We start from the raw sequence: 25,147 nt of genomic DNA, 5'->3' as shown, positions 1-25,147 counted from the left end.
GCGGTCCTGAGTGTCTTGGCGGGTTGGTGGGGGGGTCAGGTGGCGGCGCGCGGCAGCACGCGCGCCAGGATCAGCACCGCCACCGCGGACAGCGGCATGAGCATGAGGCCGTAGCGGATTCCCGTGGCGTCCGCGATCAGACCCACCAGCGGGGGCGAGACCAGGAAGCTCGCGCGCAGCAGCCAGCCCATGTAGGTCAGCGCGGAGCCGTGCTTGAAGCCGGGGAGGTCGTCGGCCGCGGCCATCGCGGACGGGATGAGCGTCGCGACCCCGAAGCCGGCGGCGCCGAATCCGATCACCGTGCCCCACACGGTCGGGAAGGCGAGCGCCGTGCCCATGCCGGCCAGGCCGATCGCGGCGCCGGCGCGGGCGACGGCCCGCTGCCCCCAGCGGTCCACCATGCGGTCTCCCGTCAGGCGGCCGACCATCTGCATCGCCTGGAGCGACACGAAGCCGAGCGCGGCGATCGAGGCGATGGCGCCCAGCTCGTCTCGCAGGTAGCTCGCGCCCCACGTCGCGCCCGCGTCCTCGACCCAGGTGCCCGACATGGCGATGATCCCGAGCGCCACCAGCAGCGCCCAGGTCCGGCCCGAGACGGAGGTCCGAGCGCCGCGCGGGCCCGGCCCGGCGGGCGCGTCCGACGGGGAGCCGTGCGCCTCGGGGGTCGAGGCGCTGACGTCCCCGCGCGGATCGGGTCCGCGCATCAGCAGGCGGTGACCCGCGACGTTGATGATCGCCACGAGCGCCGCGACCACGCCCAGGTGGGCGCTCAGCGGCAGCCCGAGCCCCGCCGCGGCCCCGCCCGTGAGGCCGCCGACCACCGCGCCCATCGACCAGACGCCGTGCATCGCGTTGAGGATCGAGCGCCCGTAGCCGCGCTGCACCCGCAGCCCGTGGGAGTTCTGCGCGACGTCGGTGAGCGAGTCGAAGGCGCCGGCGAGGAACAGGGCTCCGGCGAACAGGATCCCCGTGGGCGCGACGCCCGCCAGCGCGGACGCCACCGCGAGCGCGATCGCGCCCGCCGTCGCCACGTTGCCCGAGTGGAAGCGGCGGATCAGCGGTGCGGCGGCGAGGCCGAGCGTGAGCGCGCCCACCGGCATCATCGCGATGGCGAGGCCGAACTGCGTGTAGCTCAGCCCGAGCTCGGTCCTCACCTCGGGCAGGCGGGGCACCAGGTTCGCCCAGGCGACGGCGTTGGTGAAGAACAGCAGCGTCACGCCCAGGCGGGCGCGGCGGAGGTGCGGGGCGACCATGCCCCGCTCGCGGGGAGCGGTCACAGCGAGACCCTACCGGCGCGGTCCGTGGGTCACGCGACCATCTCGACGTCGGCGACCAGCAGGGCGTCCGGGCGCGAGGACGGGCCGACGAGCACCTGGAAGGCGCCCGGCTCGACGATGCGCTCGCCGCGCGCGGTCACCATGGTGCAGTCCGCCACGGGGATCGCGACGGTCGCCTCGACGCTCTCGCCGGCGGCGAGGTCGACCTGCGTGAAGCCCTTGAGCTCGCGGTCGGCCCAGGTCGCGGACGTGGTGACGTCGCGGACGTAGGCCTGCACCGTCTCCCGCACGGGACGGGTGCCGGTGTTGGTGACGGTGACGGTCGCCTGGATGGTGTCCGCGAGGGTCAGCCTGCCGGCGGCGAGACGGAGGTCCGCGTAGGCGACGCTCGAGTACGACAGGCCCTCGCCGAACACCCAGCGGGGCTCCTGCGTGAGGTCGGCGTAGCGGTATCCGTGCTGCGCCTCGATCTGGTTGTAGAACGTCGGCTGCTGGCCCACGTGGCGGGGCCAGGAGATCGGCAGGCGGCCCGAGGGCTCGATCGCGCCGAGCAGCAGCTCGGCGAGGGCGGTGCCGCCGGCCATCCCGGGGTTCGCCGCCCAGATCACCGCGGCCGTACGCTCGGCAGACGGGGGCAGCACGTGCGGCTTCGACGCGAGGACCACCAGGATCACCGGGGTGCCGGTCTCGACGAGCGCGTCGAGCAGCGCGACCTGACCGCCGAGCAGCTCGAGCGTCGCCGTCGACTTGCCCTCGCCCACCAGCTCGATGCGGTCGCCGAGCACCGCGACCACGGCATCCGCGCCCGCGGCCGCCGCGACGGCCGCGTCGATCATCTCGCTGTCCGGCTCGACGGGCATCGCGATGTGCGGGCGCGGCTGCCCGTCGGGGAAGAACGCGCCCTTCGGGTCGGGGCCGGTGGTGATGATCTCGGCGCCGCGTGCGTGGCGGACCTCGCTGCCGGCCGGAGCGGCGGCGCGGAGGCCGTCGAGGACGGTCGTCGTCAGCTCGCGCGGGTGGCCCTCCGCGAGCCAGTCGGCCTGCCCCGAGCGGCCCGCCCAGTCGCCGAGCATCCAGTCCGCGTCGTCGGCGTTGGGGCCCACGACGGCGAGGGTGAGCGGACGGTCGTCGGGGAGAGGGAGCAGCCCGTCGTTCTCGAGCAGCACCAGCGATCGGCGCGCCACCTCGAGGTTGAGCTCGCGGTGGGCGGGAGCCTGGATCACCGCGGCCTGGCGCTCGGGGTCGGCGGCGCGGCGGTCCTCGAAGAGCCCGAGCTCGAACTTCAGGGTGAGGATGCGCGCGACGGCCTGGTCGATGCGCGACTCCTCCAGGAGCCCCTGCGCGACCGCGTCCTGCGCGCCCTGGAAGAAGGCCGGCGTGGTCATGATCATGTCGTTGCCGGCGTTCACCGCGGCGGCGGCGGCGTGCGCGTAGTCCGGGAACAGGCGCTGCTCGCGGACCAGGTTGCCGACGTTGTCCCAGTCCGTGATGAGGGTGCCGCCGTAGCCCCACTCGTCGCGGAGGACGTCCTTGAGCAGCCACTCGTTGACGGTGATCGGGACCCCGTCGATCGCCTGGTAGCCGAGCATGAACGTCCCGCAGCCGGCGCGCGCGACGCGCTCGAACGGCGGCAGGTACCAGGAGCGGAGCTTGCGCGGGGAGATGTCGGCCTCGGAGGCGTCGCGTCCGCCCTGCGTCTCGGAATAGCCCGCGAAGTGCTTGGCGGTCGCGAGGATCGCCGTCGGGTCCGACAGCCCGTCGCCCTGGTAGCCGCTCACCATCGCGGCGCCCAGCTCGCCGAGCAGGTACGGATCCTCGCCGAACGTCTCGGAGACACGTCCCCAGCGCAGGTCGCGCGCGATGCACAGGACGGGGGAGAAGGTCCAGTGGATCCCGGTCGCCGAGACCTCGACCGCCGTGGCGCGGGCGACCCGCTCGACCAGCGCCGGGTCCCAGGTCGCCGCCATGCCCAGCTGGGTCGGGAAGATGGTCGCGCCCTTGAAGAAGGAGTGGCCGTGGATGCAGTCCTCGCCGATCAGCAGCGGGATCCGCAGCCGGGTCTGCTCGACCAGCGCGTGGGCGAGCTCGAGACGCTCGGGCGACGCGTGGAGGATCGAGCCGACGTGCAGCTCCTCGATCAGGTGCGGGACGCCCGAATAGGTGTGCATCTGGATCATCTGCCCCACCTTCTCGGGCAGCGTCATCCTCTCCAGCAGGTCGGCGACGCGGTCGGCGACGGGGAGCGAGGCGTCCAGGTACTGGGGTGCGGTCACGGCGGGTCCTTTCGCGCGGTGAGGGCTGCTGGTGTCAGAGTTCTACCACATGGTAAAACAGAAGTCGAAACGTTGCGACAGCGGTCCGCGACGCGCTCGGCGCGACGGACGATGCGGGGGTGGAGATGGGCGGGCACGAGCTCAGCGCGAGGGGCGCGGGGACGCGGGCGCTCATCCTGGACGCGGCCGTCGACGCCTTCGCCGAGTCCGGTTACGCCGCGGCCTCGGTCCGCGAGATCGCCGCGCGCTGCGGGCTCACGCATCCGGCGCTGCTCTACCACTTCCCGACCAAGGCGGCGCTGCTCATGGCGGTGCTCGAGCGCCGCGACAGCGTGGGTGCGCCGGGCGGCGGCATGGACGCGCTCCACGGCGAGGACCTGCTCGCGCACCTGGTCGAGACGGCCGCCCGCAACGCCGCGGCGCCCGGGATCGTCGAACTGTTCGCCACGCTCGCGGGCGAGGCGACCGCGCCGTCCCATCCCGCCCACGACTTCTTCGTCGCCCGCTACGCGAGCCTGCTCGGGATGGTCGAGCGCGCCTACCGCGAGCTCGCGGAGGACGGCCGGCTGACGCCCGGCGTCGACCCGGCGGACGCGGCGCGCCGCCTCGTCGCCGTGATGGACGGGCTCCAGGTCCAGTGGCTCCTCGACCGCTCGGTGGACATGGCGGCGGGCGTGGCGGCGCAGGTGAGCGCTCACATCGTCACTCCTGGTTGACGACCCTTTTCGACGGACGTCCAGAAGTCGGGACGGAGGTCCCGCGATAACTGGATGATGCATCAATAAGTTGGCCGCAGGCGCTACCCCCAGCGCCGCCGGGCCCCGGCCCGCACCTCATCTGGAGAGAACAATGGCAGACACCGTTCAGACCGCGGAGGCCGCGGTCGTCACCCGCTCGAAGGTCGGCTGGACGCTGCTGAGCGTCACCCGCATCGCGCTCGGCTTCTACTTCCTGTGGGCCTTCCTCGACAAGCTCCTGGGCCTCGGCTACTCCGTGTGCCGGACCGTCGCCGAGGACGGGACCTTCACGATCGACGCCTTCTGCGAGAGGGCGTGGGTCAACGGCGGGTCCGTGACCGAGGGCTACCTGGTCTACGGCGGCAACGTCAACAGCCCGTTCCACGAGTTCTTCGTGAACCTCGGCGCCGAGCGCTGGACCGACTGGCCGTTCATGCTCGGCCTCGCCGGCGTCGGCGTCGCCCTGATGCTCGGCATCGGCACCAAGATCGGCGCGTGGTCGGCCGGCCTCATGCTGTTCTTCATGTACCTGACGCAGATGCCGACGGTCACCAACCCGATCCTCGACGAGCACCTCATCTACATCCTCGCGATCGCCGCGATCGTGCTGGTCGAGAAGGAGCGCCAGTCGGTCGGCCTCGGCCGCTGGTGGCGCTCGCTGCCGGTCGTGCAGAAGAACGGCTGGTTGGTCTAGCCGACCGCTCGTCGAGCCCCCGGTCCGCCACCCTCCGCGGCGGACCGGGGGCTCGTCGCGTGTGGCGGTCGCGTGTGCCCTGGAAAATCCGTGTACGCGGAGTACCGTGGACCTTGCGGACACCGGTGTCGCACCTGGCGCCGTGCCGTCTCATGAAGGGGGATGCAGTCATGGCAACAGCGGAACCGACCACCACGAGCGAGGTCACGCGCAGCCGCGCGGGATGGGCGCTCCTCAGCATCACGCGCATCGCGCTGGGCTTCTACTTCCTCTGGCCGTTCTTCGACAAGCTGATCGGGCTCGGCTACTCGACCTGCAAGGACTCGGAGACCGGCGTCACCACCGTCATGTGCGACCGCGCCTGGCTCTCCGGCGGTCACGTGACCGAGGGCTACCTCGGCTCGGCCACCGGGCCCCTCGCCGACTTCTACTCGAACCTCGGACAGTACAGGTGGACCGACTGGATCTTCATGATCGGTCTCGCCGGCATCGGGCTCGCGCTGATGCTGGGCATCGGCACCAAGGTCGCCGCGTGGACGGCGCCGCTCATGCTGCTCATGATGTACACGTCGCACCTGTGGCCGACCACGAACCCGTTCCTGGACGACCACATCATCATGGGCCTCGCGATCCCTGCGATCGTGCTGGTGGAGCTCGAGCACCAGTCGATCGGCCTCGGCCGATGGTGGCGCGGGATGGTCGGCGAGAAGAGCTGGCTGGTCTGAGCCCAGCCGCCCGGGGCCTCCTCAGCCGGCTCCGGGCAACGTACGGCGGGTGCGCCCCTCGCGGCGCGCCCGCCGTTCGTGCCTCAGCTCGCGCGCGACCACCAGGGTGACCTGGGGCAGCAGGTCACGGGAGCGCTTCACCGCCCACGGCAGGCCGTTGACCACGAGCCACGCGACCACGGCGAGAGCGCCGGGCGGCGCCGGTGCCGCGGGGATCCCCTCCACGGCGGGCCACTCGCCCTCGACCGCCCGCGCGCCGGCGCGAGCGAGCGCGCGGTGTCCGGCCGGCGAGGGATGGATCCGGTCGACGTGCCACGCGCGGCGACCCAGCGACGCCAGGAGCGTCGCCCCGTCGATCACGACCGCGTCGGTGGGTGCCACCGCCCGCGCGATCGCCCCGTTCACGGCGCCGATGCGCGCCGCCATGGCCTCCGCGACGGCCTTCGGGGCGAGGTCGAACAGCCCGATCCGGTCGAGGGAGACGGTCACCACGCGGCAGCCCGCATCCTCCAGGACGTCGATGACCTGCCCGAGCGCGGTCTCCAGCTCGACCGGGGAGAAGTCGCCCCGCAGCGCATCGTTGCCGCCGACGGTGATGAGCGCGAGGTCGGGCATGGCCGCCAGCGCGGCGGGGAGCTGACGGTCGCGGAGATCGCGCGCGCGTGCGCCGTTGCGGGCCAGGTTCAGGAACGAGGCCGCGCCGAGCGCGCGGGCGGCCAGCGCCGCCCATCCGACGTCGCCGCGCGCGTCCTGCACCCCGTCACCGACGCCGAGCGTGATCGAGTCGCCGAGCGCGACCACGCGGGGCCCCGTCATCGCAGGCCCGCCAGCGCGCCGACGTGGAGCGCCCGCATCCGCGCGACGGTCGCGTGCCACGGCAGCTCCTCCGCGCGCGAGCGTGCGGCGAGCCGGCGCTCGCGCCCGTCCCGCGCGAGGATCGCCTCGACGCCGTCGGCGAACGCGTCGGGCGTGCCCTCGGCGCCGATCCCGGCGGCGCCGACCACCTCGGGAAGCGCCGACGCGCGATTCACCACCGCCGGGGTGCCCGAGGCGAGCCCCTCGAGCGCCGCGAGCCCGAAGGTCTCGATGGGACCCGGTGCGACCAGCACGTCCGCGCTGGCGAGCAGGGCGGCATAGGTGCGGCGGTCGTCGACGAAGCCGACGAACTCCACCGGCAGGTCGCGCGCCCGGCGGCGCAGGCGACGGTCCAGCGGGCCGGAGCCTGCGACGACGAGCCGGACGGGGCGCCCTCGCGCGGCGAGCTCGCGCACGGCCTCCACCGCGATCTCGGGCCGCTTCTCCGAGGACAGCCGGGACGCGAGCACCACGAGCGTCTCCTCGGGGCGCGCAAGTGCGCGGCGCGCGAGGGGCGAGTGCCGCCGCGGATCGAACGTCAGGAGGTCGACGCCCAACGGGACGGTGTCGACGCGCGCGCCCGCCCGAGCGAGCTCCTCGCCGGCGAACGAGGTGGTGGCGACCACGAGGTCGAACCGGCGGGCGACGTCGCGGGAGTGAGCGGCGGCCAGCCGCCGTGCGGCTGCCACCCCGGCGCGCGGCGCGAGGCCGGCGAGGACCCCGTCGGCCCGTTCGTGCGCGACGAAGGCGGTCACGACGCGGCGCCGTCGCGCCCAGTCCGCGAGCGGGATCAGCGTGGTGCGATCGTGGACCTCGAGCGCGTCGGGAGCGAACCTCGCCAGGATTTCCTTCACGGCGGCGAGCCTCGTGATCACGCGATAGCCGCCGGAGCCGGGCAGCGCCGGGCTGTGCAGGGTCACGAGGTGCCCCTGCGGCGTGTCCTCGGCGTGATCGCGGTCGCCCGGCACCACGAGCAGCACGTCGTCGCCGCTGTCGACGTAGCCGCGTCCCAGCGCGCGCAGCGCCGTCCGCAGGCCGCCGGAGCGGGGGCCGTGGAAGTTGGCGACCTGGGCGATCCTCATCGGTGCGCTCCCGTGGGCGCCGTGACGGCGCGGTAGTGGTCGACCAGGGTGGCGCACACGCGCGGCCAGGTGCGGCCCTCCACCGAGACGCGGGCATGAGCGCCCATCAGGAGGCGCAGGTACGGGTCGTCCACCAGGGACTGGACGGCGTGAGCCATCTGGTCGAGCCGTCCCGGCGCGTAGAGGAACCCGTTCTCACCGTGCCGGATGAGATCCACCGGGCCGCCGGCACGAGGCGCGATCACCGGCACCCCGGCGGCCAGCGCCTCCTGCACCGACTGCCCGAAGGTCTCGAGCTCGCCCGGGTGCACCATGACGTCGAGGCTCGCGACGGCGCGGGCGAGCTCGCCGCCACCGAGGAACCCTGCGAACTCCGCCTCGGGGACCCGGCGGCGGAGGCGGGCCCCCTCGGGTCCCTCGCCGATCACCACCACCCGGACGCCCGGCATCCGGGCGATCCTCGCCAGGTCGCCCACGCGCTTCTCGGGGGCGAGGCGCCCGACGTAGCCCACGACGACCTCGCCGCCCGGCGCCCACCGCGCGCGGAGCGCGGCGTCGCGGCGGGACGGGTCGAACCGCACCGTGTCCACGCCGCGGGGCCAGAGCGCGAGCCGGTCGACGCCGAGAGCCCCGAGCTGGGCGATCGCCGCGGTCGACGGCGCGAGGGTGAGGTCGGCTGCGGTGTGGATGCTGCGCACGCGATTCCAGAGGAGCGGCTCGCCCCAGGGGGCGCCGTACGCCGCCGCGTAGGACGGCACGTCCGTCTGGTACACGGCGACAGCCGGCACGCGGACCGCGGCGGCCGCGCGCACCGCGGCCCAGCCGAGCACGAACGGCGACGCGAGGTGGACCACGTCCGGCGCGGTCCGCTCGAGCACCCGCGCGAGGGTGCGGACGCCGCGGGTGGCGACCCGCACGTCGCGGTAGCCCGGCCAGCCGACGGCGGGCACGTGGACCACCGGGGCGTCGCCCACGCGGTCGGGCGCCCCGGGTGCCTCGGGTGCGATCACCACGGCGTCGTCGCCGCGGGCGGCGAGGTGATCCAGGACCCGCAGGAGCGAGTGGGTGACCCCGTTGGTGTGGGGGAGGAAGGACTCTGCGACCAGCGCGATCTTCACACCCTCACGGTGACAGCCGCGGACGACGGAACGGTGACCGCCCGCTTGAGCGCCGGTGACCATCGGGTGACCATCCGGTGACGAGGCCGCCGATGCGGCCCGTGCCAGACTTGCCCCATGTCCGTCACTGCTCTGGTCCGTCACGGCCTCGCCGCGGCGGCGGCGCTGCTGGCCGCGCTCGCGCTCGCGGCGCCGGCGGCCGCCCACACCGCGCTCGTCTCCTCCAGCCCCGCCGACGGCGACACCGTCACAGAGCTCACGGAGGTCTCCCTCGAGTTCACCGAGCAGCTGCTCGACATCGGCAACGAGCTGGTGCTGGTGGCGCCCGACGGCACCCCCACCGAGCTCGAGATCGGTGACGTGACCGAGACCGTCACCGCGCCCGTGCCGGAGGGAGCGATCGCGCCGGGGGAGAACACGCTGCGGTTCCGCGTCGTGTCGGCAGACGGCCACCCGATCGAGGGATCGATCGCGTTCACCTACGCGCCCGAGGAGCCCACGCCGAGCCCCGCGCCCGTGGTGACGGTGACGGCGACGGCGACGCCCGGATCGTCCCCCTCGGCCTCGGAGACCCCGGAGTCGTCCTCGCCGACCCCGTCGGCGACGCCCGACGCTGTCGCCGCGACCGCGGGGGTGCCCGGCTGGGGCTGGATCCTGGGGGGCGCGGGCGCCATCGCCGTGGTCGCCACCGCGGTGATCCTGATGCGAGGTCGCGGCGCGGGACGGGGGTGACGATGCCGATCGACCCGCAGACCCTCTCCGCCACGGCGCAGGACTACGTGAAGATCGTGTGGGGCGCCACCGAGTGGTCGGACGCGCCCGTGACCACCAAGATGCTCGCGGAGCGCCTCGGGGTGTCCGCCCCGACCGTGTCCGAGAACGTGCGCAAGCTGGCGGCCGCGGGCCTGCTCGATCACGAGCCCTACGGGGCGATCACGCTCACCGCCGACGGCGAGCGGTGCGCGCTCGACATGGTGCGGCGGCACCGCCTGATCGAGACGTTCCTGGTCACGCAGCTCGGCTACGGCTGGGACGAGGTCCACGACGAGGCGGAGGTGCTCGAGCACGCGTGCTCCACCCGCATGATCGATGCGCTCGACCGCATGCTGGGCCACCCGACCCGGGATCCGCACGGCGACCCGATCCCGACCCGCTCCGGGCGCATCGAGGTGCTCGACGGCACCGGCCTCGACGCAGCCGACGCGGGGCAGTGGCGCGTCACCCGCCTGTCCGACGCCGACCCCGCGGTTCTGCGGGACCTCTCGGCCCTAGGATTGGTGCCGGACGCAACGATCCGGGTGCTGGGGAGGACCTCGGAGGGTGTCCAGGTCGCCGTCGATGGTGAGGCGGAGACCGCCACCATCCCTCCGGCCACCGCGGTGGCCGTCTGGCTCATCCGCTAGGACGCTCATGACCGCTCTGCCCCCGGCCTCCGAGGCCGGCGCCCCGCGCTGGCTGCTGCCCCGGACCGCTCACGCGGCCCACCCCGGGCTGGTGCTGGCGGGGTTCGTCATCGCGGGCCTGGCGATCGGGCTGTCGCAGCAGGGCGCCGCCGGCGTGATCCAGGACCAGGTCAGGTCCTTCGGCACCACGGTGGACATGATCGGCTACACGATCGTCGCGTACGCGCTCGGCGTGGTGGTCGGGGCCCCGGTCCTGATGGTCGGGCTGGCCCGGTGGAACCGGCGCCGGCTGCTGCTCGCGATGTCCGCGGTGTTCGTCGTCACCTCCCTGCTCACGGTGATCGCGCCGTCGGTGCAGGCGCTGCTCGTGATCCGCTTCCTGGCGGGCCTGCCGCACGGCGCGCTGCTCGGCACCGCCCTGTACGTCGGGGTGCTCGTGCTGGGCCAGGAGCGCCGCGGCCAGGTCATCGCGACCGTGATGTACGGGCTGACGGCCGCGACGGTGATCGGGGTGCCGGGCATGCAATGGCTCTCCGAGGCCGCGGGCTGGCGCCTCTCGTACGTGGTGGTGACGGTGGTGGGCCTCGCCGGGTTCGGGCTCATGTGGGCCTTCGTGCCCTCGGTCCCCGGGGCGGCGGGGGGCGGGTTCCGGCTCGAGATGGCCGCGCTGCGCGGGCGGCTGCTGTGGACGGCGATCGTCACGGTGACGGTCGGCTTCGCGGGTCTGGGCGCCGTGCAGTCCTACATGGTGCCGCTGCTCGAGGAGACCAACGGGTTCGCGACGTCGACCGTCACCCTGGTGCTCGCGGTGTTCGGCGTCGGCATGACCGCGGGCGCCTTCGTGGGCGGGCGCCTCACGGACTGGTCGGTGGTCGGCACGGCGCGCCTGTCGCTGGCGGGCATCGCGATCATGCTCGCCGTGCTCGGCGTGGTGGGCGACGACGGCTGGCCGGTGGTGCCCGCGCTCGTGCTGCTCGGGGTGTGCATCCAGACGTTCTCGCAGGCGGCGCAGGCGCATCTCATGGACGTGGTGCACACCTCGCCGTCCCTCGGCGCCGCGCTCGCGCACTCCTCGCTGAACGCGGCGACGGTGGTGGGCACCGGCCTGGGCGCGGTGGTCATCGGGGCCGGCCTGGGCTACCTGGCGCCCGCCTGGATCGCGATGGCGCTGGCGCTCGTCGCGCTCGTGCTCGCGTTCCTGGGACCCGGGTACCGCGGCGCGCGGTGACCGCGACGCCCACTACCCTGGACCGCATGAATCTGCGCCTGGGCACCCGAGGATCCGCGCTCGCCACGGCTCAGGCGGGACAGTTCGCGGACGCCGTGGTCGCCGCCGGCGCCGCCCAGGGTGTCGAGGTCTCGGTCGAGCTGGTGACGGTGACCACCAAGGGCGACGTGGACAAGGGCTCGCTCGTCGGGCTGAGCCAGACCGGCGTGTTCGTGACCGCCCTGCGCGAGGCGCTGCTCGCCGACGAGTGCGACTTCGTGGTGCACTCGCTCAAGGACATGCCGACCGCGCCGTTCGACGGGCTCGAGACGGTCGCGATCCCCGAGCGTGAGGACCCTCGCGACGTGCTCTGCACGGAGGGCGAGTCGCTCGAGGAGCTGCCGCACGGCGCGCGGGTGGGAACGGGCTCGCCGCGTCGCGCCGCCCAGCTGCTCGCGCTGCGCCCGGACCTCGAGGTGGTGCCGATCCGCGGCAACGTCGACACCCGCCTGGGCAAGGTCGGCGAGGAGCTCGACGGCGTGGTGCTGGCGGCGGCGGGGCTCAACCGCCTGGGCCGCGGTGCCGAGGCGACGGAACCGCTCAGCGTCGACCGGATGGTCCCCGCGCCGGGCCAGGGTGCGCTCGCGGTCGAGATCCGCAGCGACGCCGCGCCCGCGCTGCGCGACCTGCTCGGCTCGCTCGATCACGCGGACACCCGCGCGGCCGTCACCGCGGAGCGATCCGCGCTCGCGACGCTCGAGGCGGGATGCGCGGCCCCGGTCGCCGCGTACGGCACCGTCGCGCGCGGACGCCTGACGCTTCATACCCGCGTGATCGGCGCCGACGGGCGGCTGGCGCTCAACGAGCGCAACATCGGCGTGCCGTCGGAGGCGGCCTCGCTGGGCCGGTCCTCCGGCTACTCGCTGCTGGGCCGCGGCGCCGAGCGCCTCATGAGGAGCTCGTGACCGCGCCGGGCGCCGGACCGCTCGCAGGCCGACGCCTGGTGGTCCCCGTCACCGCGGAGCGCCGGGCCTTCGCCGAGCAGCTCGAGGCGGAGGGCGCGGCCGTGGACGCGGTCGAGCTCATCGCGATCGCGCCGCCCGAGGACCCCGCCGCTCTCGCGGAGGCGACCCTCGCCTGGCTCGACGGCGCGTACGACTGGATGACGGTGACGAGCCGCAACGCCGTGATCGCGATGGACCGGATCGCCCGATCGCACGGCCGCGCGCTCGGCGAGCCGCAGCCCGGCGCGCGGGTGGCCACCGTGGGCGAGGCGACCCGCGGCGTGTGCGCCTCCGTCGGACTGACGGTGGACCTGGTGCCGACGTCGCGCGCCGACGCCCGTGGCATCGTGGCCGAGATGCCCGAGGGGACGGGCCGCGTGCTCGCGCCCCTGGGCAACCTCGCGTCGCCCGTGCTGGCGCGCGGCCTCGCGCGGAAGGGCTGGGCGGTGGACGCGGTCGAGGCCTACCGGACCGTCGACGGCCCGGGGATCGACGATGCGGTGGTCGCCGCCGTCGCCGCCGGCGAGGTCGACGCGATCCTGCTGACGTCGGGCTCGGTCGCGGAGCGGGTCGCCGCGGCATGCCCGGTGGTCGGACCCGGCACGCGCATCGTCGCGATCGGGCGCACCACGGAGGCCTCGGCGCGGGCCGCCGGGCTGCGCGTGGACGCCGTGGCGACCGAGCCGTCGTACGGTGGGATCCGGGCCGCGCTCGACGCGGCGATCGACGCCCAGGAACCCGAGGAGAACGCGTGATGCAGCATCGTCCCCGCCGCCTGCGGACCACGCCCGCGATGCGGCGCCTGGTGCGCGAGGTGCGCCCGCACGCCGCCGAGCTGGTGCTGCCGGTCTTCATCCACGAGGACCTCACGGAGTCGCGTCCCATCACGTCGCTGCCGGGCGTGTCCCAGCACCCGCTGAGCGCGGTGCCGGAGCTGGTCGCGGCCTGCGTCGAGGCGCGCATCGGCGGGATCATGCTGTTCGCGATCCCGTCCGTGCGTGACGCCGAGGGATCGGGCGCCTGCGCCGTGGACGGCATCCTCAACCGCGCGATCGAGGTGGCCGCCGCGGCGGCGGGGGAGCGGCTGGTGGTCATGGCCGATCTGTGCCTCGACGAGTTCACCGATCATGGCCACTGCGGCGTGCTCGCTGAGGACGGTTCGGTCGACAACGACGCGACGCTCGAGGTGTACGCGCGGATGGGCGTCGCTCAGGCCCGCGCCGGCGCGCACGTGCTCGGACTCAGCGGCATGATGGACGGCCAGACCGCGGCCGTGCGCGCGGCGCTCGACGCGGCCGGCCTCGCCGACGTGTCGCTGCTCGCGTACTCCGCCAAGTACGCCTCGGCGTTCTACGGGCCCTTCCGCGACGCGGTCGAGAGCCAGCTCGAGGGCGACCGGCGGACCTACCAGATGGATCCCGCCAACGGCCGCGAGGGTCTGCGCGAGGCGGAGCTCGACGCGCTCGAGGGTGCCGACATCGTCATGGTCAAGCCCGCGCTGCCCTACCTCGACGTGGTCGCGGAGGTGGCCGCGGAGTCGCGGGTGCCCGTCGCGGCCTACCACGTGAGCGGGGAGTACGCGCAGATCGAGGCGGCGGCGGCGAACGGCTGGATCGACCGGCGCGCCGCGCACCTCGAGGCGTTGACGTCGATGCGCCGGGCAGGCGCGGACATCGTGGTGACCTACGCGGCGCTCGAGCTCGCCGCCTGGCTGGAGGACCTGTGAGCAGCTATTCGGAGCGCGCCCGCGCGATCCTGCCCGGCGGCGTGAACTCGCCCGTCCGGGCGTGGAACGGCGTCGGGGGAGAGCCGGTGCCGATCGCGGCGGCGCGCGGCGCCCGGGTGGTCGACGCCGAGGGGCGCGAGCTGATCGACCTGGTGGCCTCGTGGGGTCCGGCCATCCTCGGGCACGGCCATCCCGAGGTCATCGCGGCGGTCCAGGAGGCCGCGGCCCGAGGGCTGTCCTTCGGGGCGACCACGGAGGCGGAGGTCGAGCTCGCGGAGCTCATCCGCGACCGGTACGCCCCGGCCGAGCGCGTGCGGCTGGTCTCGACGGGCACCGAGGCGACCATGACCGCGATCCGCCTGGCACGCGCCGCGACCGGTCGCGAGGTGATCGTGAAGTTCGCGGGCTGCTATCACGGCCACTCGGACGCGCTCCTGGTGGCTGCGGGCTCCGGTCTCGCGACCGCGGGGGTGCCCGACTCCGCCGGGGTGACGCGGGGGGCCGCGCAGGACACGCTGGTGCTGCCTTACGGCGACGAGGCGGCGCTCACCGACGCCTTCGCGGAGCACGGCTCGCGCATCGCGGCCGTCATCACCGAGGCGGCGCCCTGCAACATGGGCGTGGTGCGACCGCCGGTGGGCTTCAACCGCCTGATCGCGACGCTGTGCCGCAACGAGGGCGCTGTCATGATCCTCGACGAGGTGCTGACCGGCTTCCGCGCGGGGCCCGCCGGCTGGTGGGGCGTCGAGCGCGCCCACGACCTCGAGGCCGGCCTCGACCCGTGGAAACCCGACCTGGTCACGTTCGGCAAGGTCATCGGCGGCGGCATGCCGGTCGCCGCGATCGGCGGACGCCGTGACCTCATGGAGCAGCTCGCGCCGCTCGGACCCGTCTATCAGGCGGGCACGCTGTCGGGGAACCCGGTCGCGGTGGCCGCGGGCATCGCGACCATGGGCCTGCTGGACCAGGCCGCGCACGAGCGCCTCGCGGCGCTGGCGGACGCGACGGTCACGGGGGTGAGCGAGGCGCTCACCCGGCACGGCATCGTCCACGCGGTGGGCCGGGCGGGGACGCTGTTCTCGTTCTTCCTCGGGCTCGCGGAGGTGCCGACCACCTTCGACGAGGTGTCCGCGCAGGACACGGCGCGGTTCGCGCGGATGTTCCACGCGCTGCGGGAGGCGGGGATCTCCCTGCCGCCCAGCGCGTACGAGGCGTGGTTCCTCACCGCGGCGCACACCGCGGCGGACGTGGAGGCGATCGTCGCGGCGGTCGACGCCTGGGCGGCGACCGAGTCGGCCTGACCTCAGCCCTCCCTCCCTCTTCCCTCCCACCCTCCCCCCCCGCCGGGACACTCAGTACTGGTTTCTCGAGGTCGTTGCGCGGCACGGGACTGTGAGTACTTCTCGCGGCGGGCGTGGAGCTGGGCGGTGCCGGATCTCCCTCCGGTACTGACTGTCCCGTGGCGCGCAACCGGCGCCGAAGATCGGTCCTGAGCGTCCCGGCGAGATGGGGGCGAGATGGTGGGCGGCGGGGGATGTTACGGGGTTACTGTCTGCTCACACCGAGCGGTCGCGCGCGGTGAGCATCATCATCCCTGGTAGATATCCTTCTTCACGGACCTTGGTCCCGGGTGCAGAAGTTCTCACCTGGGCGGCCCTCGAGGTGTGAGGGAAAGTTCTCCCAAGTTTCATCTGGCGCGCCTGGTGGCGAAACACTCGCTCCCTACCTTCAGGAATGTCCGATTCGCATCGGGGTCCCCGCCCCGGTCGGACCCAAGTCCTGGGAGGGGCTATGACCACCACTGACAAGACCGACCTCACGGCCGTCGAGCCGGGCGTCGTCGGCAAGGGGCGCTGGATCGAGCGCTGGGAGCCCGAGAACGAGCTGTTCTGGGAGGCCCGCGGCAAGGCCATCGCGTTCCGCAACCTCGTGTTCTCCATCATCGCCGAGCACATCGGATTCTCCGTGTGGCTGCTCTGGTCGATCGTCGTCGTGCGCATGTACGGCACCTACGACGCCGCCACGGGCGAGCTCGTCGCCGCCGGCGCGAACGGCTGGGCGCTGACGGCCAGCCAGGGCTTCACGCTCCTCGCGGTGGCCTCCGGAGTCGGCGCGTTCCTGCGCATCCCCTACACCTTCGCGGTGCCGATCTTCGGCGGCCGCAACTGGACCGTCATCTCGGCGCTCCTGCTGCTGATCCCGACCCTGGGCCTCGCCTGGGTGGTGCAGGACCCGACCACGCCGTTCGGCATCCTGGTCCTCATCGCCGCGACCGCCGGCTTCGGCGGCGGCAACTTCGCCTCCTCGATGGCGAACATCACCTTCTTCTACCCGGAGAAGGAGAAGGGCTGGGCGCTCGGACTCAACGCCGCTGGCGGCAACATCGGTGTCGCGGTCGCGCAGAAGATCGTGCCCCTCGCGATCGGCATCGGCGCCCTGGGCCTCTCGGCCGCGGGCCTCGTCTACGTCCCGCTGTCCCTCGCGGCGGCGATCCTCGCGTTCCTGTTCATGGACAACCTTCGCGAGGCGAAGGCCGACCCGAAGCCCACCGCCAAGTCGCTCCAGCACGGCCACACCTGGCTGATGGCGTTCCTCTACATCGGCACCTTCGGCTCGTTCATCGGCTACTCGGCGGCGTTCCCCACGCTGCTCACCGTGGTCTTCGAGCGCGCCGACATCGCCCTCGGCTGGGGCTTCCTCGGCGCCCTCATCGGCTCGTTGGCCCGCCCGTACGGCGGCAAGCTCGCCGACCGTGTCGGCGGCTCCGTCATCACGCTCGCGTCCTTCCTGGTGATGGCCGGCGCGGGCTTCACCGCGGTGCTCGGGGTCCAGCAGAAGTCGCTGCCGCTGTTCTTCGTCAGCTTCATGGTGCTGTTCCTCGCGACCGGCATCGGCAACGGCTCGACCTACCGCATGATCCCGTCGATCTTCGCCCGCCTCCACAAGTCCAAGGGCGAGGACACCGAGGCCAGCCGCCTCGACTTCAAGCGCCAGTCCGCCGGCGCCGTCGGCATCATCTCCGCGATCGGCGCCTTCGGCGGCTTCGCGATCCCGTTCGTCTACAAGCTCTCGAAGGACATGTCGGGCACGATCGTCCCGGCCCTCCAGATCTACGTGGGCGTCTTCCTGGTCATGGCCCTCGTCACGTACGTGGCCTACCTCCGCAAGAACGCGACGATGCGGAACGTCTGAGATGACCACCCCTCAGGGCGTGGCGGCGCCGGGATCCGCTCCCGGCGCCGCCGTCGCCTCCCACTGCCCCTACTGCGCGCTCCAGTGCGCGCAGACGCTTACCTCGACACCGGGGGAGCGCCTCCCCGTCGCGGTCAGCGGACGGCAGTTCCCCACCAACCGGGGCGGCCTGTGCCAGAAGGGTTGGACCTCCGCCGAGGTGCTGCGGGCCTCCGACCGCATCACCACCCCCCGGATCCGCACGGCGGACGGCGGCTTCCGGACCGCGACCTGGGTCGAGGCGCTCGACCTGGTCGCGGGCCGGATCCGCCAGATCCAGGCCGAGTCGGGGGACGATGCGGTGGCCGTCTTCGGCGGCGGCGGCCTCACCAACGAGAAGGCCTACGCGCTGGGCAAGTTCGCGCGGCTCGCGCTTCACACCCGCCTCATCGACTACAACGGCCGGTTCTGCATGTCCTCGGCGGCGGCTGCCTCGAACCGCACGCTCGGCATGGACCGCGGCCTGGCGTACCCGCTGTCCGACCTGGGCGGCGCCGACGCGATCCTGATCCTCGGGTCGAACATGGGTGTGACCATGCCGCCTTTCGTCCAGCACCTCGCGGGGGTGCGCGAGCGCGGCGGCCTGATCGTGGTCGACCCGCGCGCCACCGTCACCGCGAAGCTCGCGGCGAACGGCGCCGGCGTCCACCTGGCCCCCGTCCCCGGGTCGGACATGGTCGTGCTGCTGGCGCTGCTGCACATCGTCCTCGCCGAGGGCCTCGCCGATCTCGACTACCTGGAGGCCCGCGTGAACGGCCTCGACGCGGTCCGCCGCTCCGTCGCCCAGTGGTGGCCCGAGCGCGCCGAGGCGGAGACCGGCATCCCCGCCGACACCCTCCGCGAGGTCGCGCGCCTCCTCGCCGCCGCCTCCCCCTCGCGCGGCGGCCGGGGGGCGTACATCCTCACGGGACGCGGCGTCGAGCAGATGTCCCAGGGCACCGCGTGCGTGAGCGCCGCGATCAACCTCGCGCTCGCGCTCGGCCTGGTCGGCCGCGAGGGCTCGGGATACGGCCCGGTCACCGGCCAGGGCAACGGCCAGGGCGGCCGCGAGCACGGCCAGAAGTCGGACCAGCTGCCCGGCTATCGGATGATCACGGACCCCGCGACCCGCGCGCACGTGGCGGCGGTCTGGGGCGTCGACCCCGCGCGGATCCCCGGGCCCGGCGTGCCCGCCGTCCAGCTGCTGAGCTCCCTCGGGACCCCCGGCGGGCCGCGCGCGCTGATGGTCCACGGCAGCAACGTCGTCGTGAGCGCCCCCAACGCGACCCGCGTCGAGGAGCGCCTCAAGGCCCTCGACCTGCTGGTGGTCTGCGACCTGGTCCCCTCCGAGACCGCGCTGCTCGCCGACGTGATCCTCCCCGTCACGCAGTGGGCGGAGGAGGACGGCACCATGACCAACCTCGAGGGCCGGATCATCCGCCGCCGCGCGGCGGTCGACGCCCCGGGCGAGGCCAGGTCCGAGCTCTGGATCCTGGGCGAGCTGGCCCGCCGGCTCGGCTGCGACGCGGTGTTCTCCGACGAGCCCGAGGTGATGTTCGACGAGATGGCCCGCGCGTCAGCAGGCGGCAAGGCCGATTACAGCGGCGTCACCTACGCTCGCCTCGACGCAGGCGAGGAGCTCTTCTGGCCGGTTCCCGCGGCCCCCGCGGGCGACGCACCGCACCCCGGCACGCCACGTCCGTTCCTCGACCGCTTCCCGACGCCCGACGGCAGGGCCACCATGCACGCCGTCGCCCACCACGGCCCCGCCGACGACGTCCGCCCGGGGATGACCACGTACCTGGTCACCGGGCGCGTCCTCCAGCACTACCAGTCCGGGGCGCAGACGCGCCGGGTGAAGGAGCTGGTGCAGGCGCAGCCCGAGCCGTTCGTGGAGATGCACCCCCTTCTCGCCGAGCGGTACGGGCTGTCCGAGGGCGCGGTCGCGTTCCTCGCGAGCGAGCGCGGCGAGGCCATGGCGCGGGTGCGCCTCACCACGGACATCCGCGTCGACACGGTGTTCATGCCGTTCCACTGGGCGGGCGCGGGCTCCGCGAACCGCCTCACCAACGACGTCACGGATCCGACCTCGGCGATGCCCGAGTTCAAGGTCACGGCCGTCGAGATCCGCGCGGCCCACCAGCTGCGCACCACCCCGCAGCTGGAAGGAGCGGTGCGATGAGGATCGTCGTGCTGGGCAACGGCATGGTCGGCTCGCGCTTCGCGCAGGAGGCGGCCCTCCGGGTCCACGGAGCCGAGGTCACCGTCCTGGGCAAGGAGGACTGCGCGCCCTACAACCGCGTGCTGCTCTCCAGCGTGGTCGCAGGCAAGACCGACGAGCGGTCGATCGCCCTCGAGGCCCCCGAGGTGCCGTGCCTGCAGGTCCGTCAGGGCGTCCACGCCGTGGCCATCGACCGCGAGGCGCGCGCCGTGACCGGCTCGGACGGCGAGACGTATCGCTACGACCGCCTGGTGCTCGCCACCGGCTCCGCGGCGCGCATCCCCCAGATCCAGCACGTCGCCGGCCCGGATGCACTCGTCCCGGGCGTGAGCGTGCTCAAGGACCTCGCCGATGCCCGCGGGATCGTCCAGGGGCTGCCGCGCACGCGCCGCGCCGTCGTGCTCGGCGCGGGCGTGCTCGGCCTCGAGGTGGCGACCGGCCTCGCGTCGCGCGGCGTCGCCGTCACGCTGGTGCACCACGCCGACCGCCTGATGGAGCGCCAGCTCGGCTCGGTCGCCTCGCAGATCGCCACCGGCTCCCTCAACCGCCTCGGCATCACGGTGCACACGCAGAGCTCGGTGAGCCGGGTGATCGAGCGTCGCGGACGGATCAGCGCCGTCCAGCTGAGCGACGGATCCGAGCTCCTGACCGACCTGCTGGTGATGTGCGCCGGCACCATCCCCGAGACGGCCCTCGCGCGCCGCGCCGGCCTGCCGTGCGAGCGCGGCGTGCTCGTGGGCGAGGACCTCGCCTCGCCCGCCGACCCCGACGTCTTCGCGATCGGCGACTGCGCGCAGCCGCCCGAGGGCGGCACGGGTCTCGTCGCGCAGGGCTGGGACCAGGCGGCGCGGCTGGTCGACGCGTGGGCGGGCACCACCACCGCGCGCCCGCACGGCGACGATGCGGAGCACGACATCACCAACGTGGTCCGGGTGAAGTCGCCCGGGCTCGAGGTGGTCACCATGGGGCTGTCGGGCAAGTTCGACCACGGCGAGCGCGAGCTGCGCGCGGTGCGGATCTCGGACCCCGCGGTGGGACGCTTCGTCGAGGTGGTCGTCTCGCATGGGATCCTCGTCGGCGCGACGGTCGTGGGGGACAAGGCCACCGCGACCGAGCTCTCCGCGCTCTACACGCGCATGCTGCCGGTGCCGACAGACCCGGCCCACCTGATCGTCCGCCCCATCCCGGGGGCGGCGCCGGCGCGCAGGAGCGCGGCCGAGCTGGAGCCGGACGACACCGTCTGCCAGTGCAACGGCGTGTCCAAGGGCCGGATCTGCGACGCGATCGCGGACGGCTGCTCGTCCCTCGAGGACGTCTCGCGCGCGACACGCGCATCCACCGGCTGCGGCGACTGCAAGCCGCTGGTGAAGGAGCTGATCGGTACGCAGGTCGGGGCGAACGCCTCGGCCGAGAAGGTCCCCGCGCTCGCGGGGGCGGGGGAGAAGGCATGATGACCACCGAGCGGATCGTCGTCGTGGGCGGCGGCATGGTCGCCCACCGGTTCACCGAGGCGCTGCGCGCGCGCGACGCCGAGGGGCGCTTCTCGGTCGAGGTGCTCGCGGAGGAGCCGCGCGCGCCGTACGACCGGGTCGCGCTGACCAGCTACTTCAAGGGAGCGAGCCCCGAGGACCTGCACCTGGGCGACCCCGCCCTGTGGCACGACCCCCTCGTGACGCTGCACCGCGACACCCGCGCGACCGGCATCGACCGCGACCGTCAGGTCGTCGAGGTCGAGGGCGGCCGCGAGTTCGGCTACGACCACCTGGTCCTCGCGACCGGCTCGTACGCCTGGACCCCGCCGACCGCGGGCAGCGAGCTGCCGGGCGTGTTCGTCTACCGCACGCTCGACGACGTGGCGGCGCTGCGGCACTACGTCCAGGAGCGACGCGAGAAGCTCGGCCGCACGGTGCGCGGCGCCGTGATCGGCGGCGGCCTCCTCGGCCTCGAGGCCGCGGGCGCGCTCCAGGAGCTCGGCGCCACCAGCACCGTCATCCAGTTCGCCGACCGGCTGATGAACCTGCAGGTGGACGAGGGCGGCGGCGAGGCCCTCAAGCGGCTCATCGAGAACCTCGGCGTCACGGTGCGCTGCAGCACCGCCACCCAGGAGATCAAGGCGGGCAAGGACGGCCACGTCGGCAGCCTGCTGTTCGCGGACGGCGCCGAGCAGCTGTGCGACGTGGTCGTCTTCGCCACCGGCGTGCGCCCGCGCGACGAGCTCGGCAAGGAGTCGGGTCTCGAGATGGGCGCCCGCGGCGGGGTCGTCGTCGACGACACGTGCCTCACGGCCGACCCGGCGGTCTCCGCGATCGGCGAGGTCGCCTGCATCCAGGGCGCCTGCATCGGCCTGATCGCGCCCGGCAACACCATGGCCGAGATCGCCGTCGACCGCCTCCTCGGCGGCGCCTCGACCTTCCCGGGCGCGGACACCGCCGCCAAGCTCAAGCTGCTCGGCGTGGACGTCGCCTCCTTCGGCGACGCCTTCGCCACCACGCCCGGCGCGCTCGAGATGGTCTATGCGGACCCGGTCAACGGCGTGTACAAGAAGCTGGTCCTGACCGACGACGCGAGCACCCTGCTGGGCGGCATCCTCGTGGGCGACGCCTCGGCCTACGCCTCGCTGCGCCCCATGGTGGGCGCCCACCTGCCGGGCGACCCGGCGGGCTGGCTGCTCCCCGAGGGAGCGATCGAGCGCCCCAACGTGGACCTTCCCGACGAGGCGGGGGTCTGCTCCTGCAACAACGTCTCCGCCGGCTCCATCCGCGGCGCCGTCAACGACCACGACTGCCACGACCTGGGCGCGGTCAAGGCCTGCACCAAGGCCGGCACCTCCTGCGGCTCCTGCCTGCCGCTGGTGAAGAAGATCATGGCCACCGAGCTGGAGAAGTCGGGCATCGAGGTCTCGAACGCCCTGTGCGAGCACTTCTCGATCTCCCGGGCGCAGCTCTTCAACGCGATCAAGGTCTCCGAGCTCACCACGTTCACCGAGATCATCGACCGCTTCGGCACCGGCCGGGGCTGCGACATCTGCAAGCCGACGGTCGGCTCGATCCTCGCCTCGCTGTACAACGAGCACGTGCTCGCGGGCGACCGGGCGGCCCTGCAGGACACCAACGACCGCGTGATGGCGAACATGCAGAAGGACGGCACCTACTCGGTGGTCCCGCGCATCCCCGGCGGCGAGATCACCCCCGAGGGCCTCATCACCATCGGCGAGGTGGCCCGCGACTTCGGGCTCTACACGAAGATCACCGGCGGTCAGCGGATCGACATGTTCGGCGCCCGGCTCGAGGAGCTCCCGAAGATCTGGAAGCGGCTCGTGGACGAGGGCTTCGAGTCCGGCCACGCGTACGGCAAGTCGCTCCGCACGGTGAAGTCCTGCGTGGGATCCACCTGGTGCCGCTACGGCGTCCAGGACTCCGTCGGCATGGCGATCGCACTCGAACTGCGCTACCGCGGCCTGCGCAGCCCCCACAAGCTCAAGCTCGGAGTGTCCGGCTGCGCGCGCGAGTGCGCCGAGGCCCGCGGCAAGGACGTCGGCGTCATCGCCACGGACAACGGCTGGAACGTCTACGTCGGCGGCAACGGCGGCTTCACGCCGGTCCACGCGCAGCTGCTGGTGGAGGACGTCAGCGACGAGGAGGTGTTCCGCGTGATCGACCGCTACCTCATGTACTACATCCGGACCGCGGACCGCCTGCAGCGCACGGCGCCCTGGCAGCAGGACCACGAGGGGGGCCTCGACCGCATCCGCGAGATCGTCGTCGACGACTCGCTCGGCCTCGGCGAGGAGCTCGACGCGCACATGTCCCGCCACATCGACACCTACGAGGACGAGTGGAAGGCGGTGCTGAGCGACCCGGTGCGGCTCCGCCAGTTCGCCTCCTTCGTCAACGCCCCCGACCAGCCGGACCCGTCGCTCGCGTACGTCGAGCAGCGCGGCCAGCGCCGCCCCGCCACCCCCGCGGAGCGGGAGAACGGCCCCGTCCTCATCGCCCCGACCACCCTGGAGGTCCGCTCATGACCGCCGCGCCCGACGTCGCATCGTCCGCCGCCACTCTCGTGTGCCGGGTGGAGGACCTCACCCCCGACCTGGGCGTCGCGGCCCTCGTGGGAGGGGAGCAGGTCGCGATCTTCCTGCTGGGAGACGGCTCGGTCCACTGCGTCCAGAACCTCGACCCCTTCTCGGGGGCGTACGTGCTGTCGCGCGGCATCACCGGCTCGCGCGGCGAGGTCCCGACCATCGCCTCGCCGCTGTACAAGCAGGTGTTCTCGCTGGTCGACGGCACGTGCCTGGTCACCATGGACAAGTCGCCCAAGCCCGGACACGCGCCCGACTTGGTCGTTCACACGGTTCGCCTCGACAATGGCGCCGTGTGGATCGATCTTGCGGGTGACAGGTGACGGCTCTCTTCGGACTCGACCTGCGCGGCCGCCGCGTGGTGGTCGCCGGCGGAGGCACCGTCGCGTCCCGGCGCGTGCGCAGGTTCCTCAGCGAGGGGGCCGCCGTGGTCGTGGTCGCCCCGGACGCGAGCGACGACCTGCGCCGCCACGCCCAGCACGGCGACCTCGAGTGGCGTGACCGGGGGATCGTCGAGGAGGACCTCAACGACGCCTGGTTCGTGCTCGCGGCGACGGACGATGCGGGGCTCAACGACCAGGTCGCGGCGTGGGCCGAGGCTCGGCGAGTGTTCTGCATCGACGCCTCCGACGCGTCGCGCGGCACCGCGCGTCAGGCGGCGGCGTCGACGCACGGCGACCTCGCGATCGGGGTCATCAGCACGGACGCGCCCGACCCGGCCCGCATCCGCGCGGTGCGCGACGCGCTCGCCGCGCACGTCGACGCGGGCGCCGTGGATCTGCGCCGTCACCGCGACGGGACCGGTCGCGTCATCCTGGTGGGCTCCGGTCCCGGCGACCCGGGTCTGATCACGGTGAGAGGTCGGCAGGCGCTCGCGGAGGCCGACGTGGTGGTCACCGATCGCCTGGGCGCCACCGAGCTGCTCGTGACCGTGCCCTACGACGTCGAGGTGATCAACGTCGGCAAGTCTCCCGACAACCACCCGGTCCCGCAGGCCGAGATCAACCGCATCCTGGTCGAGCACGCCCTGGCGGGCCGCACGGTGGTCCGGCTCAAGGGCGGCGACCCGTTCGTGTTCGGCCGTGGCGGCGAGGAGGCGCACGCGTGCATCGTCGCCGGCGTTGACGTCGAGGTGGTGCCGGGCGTCACGTCGGCGCTCTCGGTCCCGGCACGGGCGGGGATCCCCGTGACGCAGCGCGGCGTGGCGACGTCGGTCCTGGTGACGTCGGGGCACGCGGGTGCGGATCGCGCCGCGGTCGCGGCGATGGTGTCGGGGGCGACGGTGGTGATCCTCATGGGCGTCTCGGCGCTGCCGGAGATCGTGGCCGCCGGTCTCGCCGGGGGCGCGAGCCCCGAGACACCGGTGGCGATCATCGAGAAGGGGACGATGCAGGGGGAGCGGGTCACGCGCGGAAACCTTGCGGACATCGCCGACAATGCAACGGAAACCGGTGTGAAACCTCCCGCCGTTATCGTCATCGGAGACGTGGCACGACCGGAGCTCCTGGCCTCCGAGATCGCCGCGACGCCTTAGCCC

21 protein-coding genes are annotated in these 25,147 nt (G+C 73.4%); 16 read left to right on the top strand and 5 right to left on the bottom strand.

The genetic code is table 11. The features are described 5' to 3' along the window. Positions 1 to 35: 35 nt before the first annotated feature. Positions 36 to 1,277, bottom strand: coding sequence for an MFS transporter (locus QQX13_RS03035; protein WP_301120196.1), 1,242 nt, complete (start codon positions 1,275 to 1,277; stop codon positions 36 to 38). A gap of 29 nt (positions 1,278 to 1,306) precedes the next feature. Then, entirely contained in the window at positions 1,307 to 3,550 is a 2,244-nt protein-coding gene (locus tag QQX13_RS03030; protein WP_301120198.1) for a glycoside hydrolase family 3 N-terminal domain-containing protein, read from the bottom strand. Between the two features lie 125 nt (positions 3,551 to 3,675). Here QQX13_RS03030 and QQX13_RS03025 point away from each other — a divergent pair, with 125 nt between their 5' ends. The 3 genes from QQX13_RS03025 (at position 3,676) to QQX13_RS03015 (ending at position 5,706) form a co-directional block, all read left to right on the top strand. Continuing rightward, a complete protein-coding gene (locus QQX13_RS03025; protein WP_301120543.1) occupies positions 3,676 to 4,266 on the top strand; it encodes a TetR family transcriptional regulator in 591 nt (196 codons plus the stop codon). A gap of 133 nt (positions 4,267 to 4,399) precedes the next feature. Continuing rightward, a complete protein-coding gene (locus QQX13_RS03020; RefSeq protein ID WP_301120200.1) occupies positions 4,400 to 4,981 on the top strand; it encodes a DoxX family protein in 582 nt (193 codons plus the stop codon). 170 nt (positions 4,982 to 5,151) lie between these two features. Next, positions 5,152 to 5,706, top strand: a complete 555-nt coding sequence (locus QQX13_RS03015; protein ID WP_301120202.1) for a DoxX family protein — start codon at positions 5,152 to 5,154, stop codon at positions 5,704 to 5,706. Between the two features lie 21 nt (positions 5,707 to 5,727). On the opposite strand, the gene QQX13_RS03010 is transcribed toward QQX13_RS03015, so the two are convergent. From QQX13_RS03010 to QQX13_RS03000, 3 genes are read right to left on the bottom strand one after another with little or no spacing between them, the layout of a single operon-like run. Further along, positions 5,728 to 6,522 carry an SGNH/GDSL hydrolase family protein gene (locus QQX13_RS03010; protein ID WP_301120204.1) on the bottom strand — a complete coding sequence of 265 codons (795 nt, stop codon included), beginning with the start codon at positions 6,520 to 6,522 and terminating at the stop codon, positions 5,728 to 5,730. Then, positions 6,519 to 7,643 (bottom strand): glycosyltransferase, encoded by a 1,125-nt coding sequence (locus QQX13_RS03005; RefSeq protein ID WP_301120206.1) that lies wholly within the window; start codon positions 7,641 to 7,643, stop codon positions 6,519 to 6,521. The genes QQX13_RS03010 and QQX13_RS03005 overlap by 4 nt, the downstream gene beginning before the upstream one ends. After that, entirely contained in the window at positions 7,640 to 8,761 is a 1,122-nt protein-coding gene (locus QQX13_RS03000; protein WP_301120208.1) for a glycosyltransferase family 4 protein, read from the bottom strand. Before QQX13_RS03000 ends, QQX13_RS03005 begins: the two co-directional genes overlap by 4 nt. A 117-nt stretch (positions 8,762 to 8,878) precedes the next feature. On the opposite strand from QQX13_RS03000, the gene QQX13_RS02995 reads away from it, so the two are divergent. The 13 genes from QQX13_RS02995 (at position 8,879) to cobA (ending at position 25,144) form a co-directional block, all read left to right on the top strand. Then, positions 8,879 to 9,493, top strand: coding sequence for a copper resistance CopC family protein (locus tag QQX13_RS02995; protein ID WP_301120210.1), 615 nt, complete (start codon positions 8,879 to 8,881; stop codon positions 9,491 to 9,493). Positions 9,494 to 9,495: 2 nt separating this feature from the next. Next, on the top strand, positions 9,496 to 10,164 hold the full coding sequence (locus QQX13_RS02990) for a metal-dependent transcriptional regulator (protein ID WP_301120212.1): 669 nt from the start codon (positions 9,496 to 9,498) through the stop codon (positions 10,162 to 10,164). A gap of 7 nt (positions 10,165 to 10,171) precedes the next feature. Further along, the gene (locus tag QQX13_RS02985) at positions 10,172 to 11,392 is read left to right on the top strand and encodes an MFS transporter (RefSeq protein WP_301152477.1); all 1,221 of its coding nucleotides are present in this window, start codon (positions 10,172 to 10,174) and stop codon (positions 11,390 to 11,392) included. Between the two features lie 26 nt (positions 11,393 to 11,418). Then, positions 11,419 to 12,336, top strand: a complete 918-nt coding sequence (hemC, locus tag QQX13_RS02980) for a hydroxymethylbilane synthase (RefSeq protein WP_301152475.1) — start codon at positions 11,419 to 11,421, stop codon at positions 12,334 to 12,336. Then, positions 12,333 to 13,130, top strand: coding sequence for a uroporphyrinogen-III synthase (locus QQX13_RS02975; RefSeq protein ID WP_301152473.1), 798 nt, complete (start codon positions 12,333 to 12,335; stop codon positions 13,128 to 13,130). Before hemC ends, QQX13_RS02975 begins: the two co-directional genes overlap by 4 nt. Then, positions 13,130 to 14,101 (top strand): porphobilinogen synthase, encoded by a 972-nt coding sequence (gene hemB, locus QQX13_RS02970; protein ID WP_301152471.1) that lies wholly within the window; start codon positions 13,130 to 13,132, stop codon positions 14,099 to 14,101. The genes QQX13_RS02975 and hemB overlap by 1 nt, the downstream gene beginning before the upstream one ends. Next, positions 14,098 to 15,402: a glutamate-1-semialdehyde 2,1-aminomutase gene (gene hemL / locus QQX13_RS02965; protein ID WP_301152470.1), complete on the top strand. Its 1,305-nt coding sequence runs from the start codon at positions 14,098 to 14,100 to the stop codon at positions 15,400 to 15,402. Before hemB ends, hemL begins: the two co-directional genes overlap by 4 nt. Positions 15,403 to 15,892: 490 nt before the next feature. Continuing rightward, positions 15,893 to 17,293: an MFS transporter gene (locus QQX13_RS02960; RefSeq protein WP_301120224.1), complete on the top strand. Its 1,401-nt coding sequence runs from the start codon at positions 15,893 to 15,895 to the stop codon at positions 17,291 to 17,293. 1 nt (position 17,294) lies between these two features. Next, positions 17,295 to 19,493 carry a molybdopterin oxidoreductase family protein gene (locus QQX13_RS02955; RefSeq protein WP_301152469.1) on the top strand — a complete coding sequence of 733 codons (2,199 nt, stop codon included), beginning with the start codon at positions 17,295 to 17,297 and terminating at the stop codon, positions 19,491 to 19,493. Continuing rightward, entirely contained in the window at positions 19,490 to 20,983 is a 1,494-nt protein-coding gene (locus QQX13_RS02950) for an FAD-dependent oxidoreductase (RefSeq protein ID WP_301152468.1), read from the top strand. The genes QQX13_RS02955 and QQX13_RS02950 overlap by 4 nt, the downstream gene beginning before the upstream one ends. Then, entirely contained in the window at positions 20,983 to 23,553 is a 2,571-nt protein-coding gene (gene nirB / locus QQX13_RS02945; RefSeq protein WP_436968554.1) for a nitrite reductase large subunit NirB, read from the top strand. The genes QQX13_RS02950 and nirB overlap by 1 nt, the downstream gene beginning before the upstream one ends. After that, positions 23,550 to 23,933: a nitrite reductase small subunit NirD gene (locus tag QQX13_RS02940; RefSeq protein WP_301120232.1), complete on the top strand. Its 384-nt coding sequence runs from the start codon at positions 23,550 to 23,552 to the stop codon at positions 23,931 to 23,933. Before nirB ends, QQX13_RS02940 begins: the two co-directional genes overlap by 4 nt. Next, positions 23,930 to 25,144: a uroporphyrinogen-III C-methyltransferase gene (gene cobA, locus QQX13_RS02935; RefSeq protein ID WP_301120234.1), complete on the top strand. Its 1,215-nt coding sequence runs from the start codon at positions 23,930 to 23,932 to the stop codon at positions 25,142 to 25,144. Before QQX13_RS02940 ends, cobA begins: the two co-directional genes overlap by 4 nt. Positions 25,145 to 25,147 lie beyond the last annotated feature (3 nt).

Origin of the sequence: Demequina lignilytica (genome assembly GCF_030418375.1) — a bacterium.
In the GTDB taxonomy this organism is placed as follows: Bacteria; Actinomycetota; Actinomycetes; order Actinomycetales; family Demequinaceae; genus Demequina; species Demequina lignilytica.
This window is presented reverse-complemented; position numbering and strand designations above follow the sequence as displayed.

Bases quoted from the DNA above. Each gene is read 5' to 3' on its own strand.
- QQX13_RS03015 (WP_301120202.1), top strand. From the start codon at position 5,152: ATGGCAACAGCGGAACCGACCACCACGAGCGAGGTCACGCGCAGCCGC.
- QQX13_RS02995 (WP_301120210.1), top strand. From the start codon at position 8,879: ATGTCCGTCACTGCTCTGGTCCGTCACGGCCTCGCCGCGGCGGCGGCG.
- QQX13_RS03010 (WP_301120204.1), bottom strand. From the start codon at position 6,522: ATGACGGGGCCCCGCGTGGTCGCGCTCGGCGACTCGATCACGCTCGGC.
- hemB (WP_301152471.1), top strand. From the start codon at position 13,130: ATGCAGCATCGTCCCCGCCGCCTGCGGACCACGCCCGCGATGCGGCGC.
- nirB (WP_436968554.1), top strand. From the start codon at position 20,983: ATGACCACCGAGCGGATCGTCGTCGTGGGCGGCGGCATGGTCGCCCAC.
- hemC (WP_301152475.1), top strand. From the start codon at position 11,419: ATGAATCTGCGCCTGGGCACCCGAGGATCCGCGCTCGCCACGGCTCAG.
- QQX13_RS03020 (WP_301120200.1), top strand. From the start codon at position 4,400: ATGGCAGACACCGTTCAGACCGCGGAGGCCGCGGTCGTCACCCGCTCG.
- QQX13_RS03025 (WP_301120543.1), top strand. From the start codon at position 3,676: ATGGGCGGGCACGAGCTCAGCGCGAGGGGCGCGGGGACGCGGGCGCTC.
- QQX13_RS02955 (WP_301152469.1), top strand. From the start codon at position 17,295: ATGACCACCCCTCAGGGCGTGGCGGCGCCGGGATCCGCTCCCGGCGCC.
- QQX13_RS02960 (WP_301120224.1), top strand. From the start codon at position 15,893: ATGACCACCACTGACAAGACCGACCTCACGGCCGTCGAGCCGGGCGTC.
- QQX13_RS02985 (WP_301152477.1), top strand. From the start codon at position 10,172: ATGACCGCTCTGCCCCCGGCCTCCGAGGCCGGCGCCCCGCGCTGGCTG.
- QQX13_RS02990 (WP_301120212.1), top strand. From the start codon at position 9,496: ATGCCGATCGACCCGCAGACCCTCTCCGCCACGGCGCAGGACTACGTG.
- QQX13_RS02940 (WP_301120232.1), top strand. From the start codon at position 23,550: ATGACCGCCGCGCCCGACGTCGCATCGTCCGCCGCCACTCTCGTGTGC.
- QQX13_RS03005 (WP_301120206.1), bottom strand. From the start codon at position 7,643: ATGAGGATCGCCCAGGTCGCCAACTTCCACGGCCCCCGCTCCGGCGGC.
- QQX13_RS02950 (WP_301152468.1), top strand. From the start codon at position 19,490: ATGAGGATCGTCGTGCTGGGCAACGGCATGGTCGGCTCGCGCTTCGCG.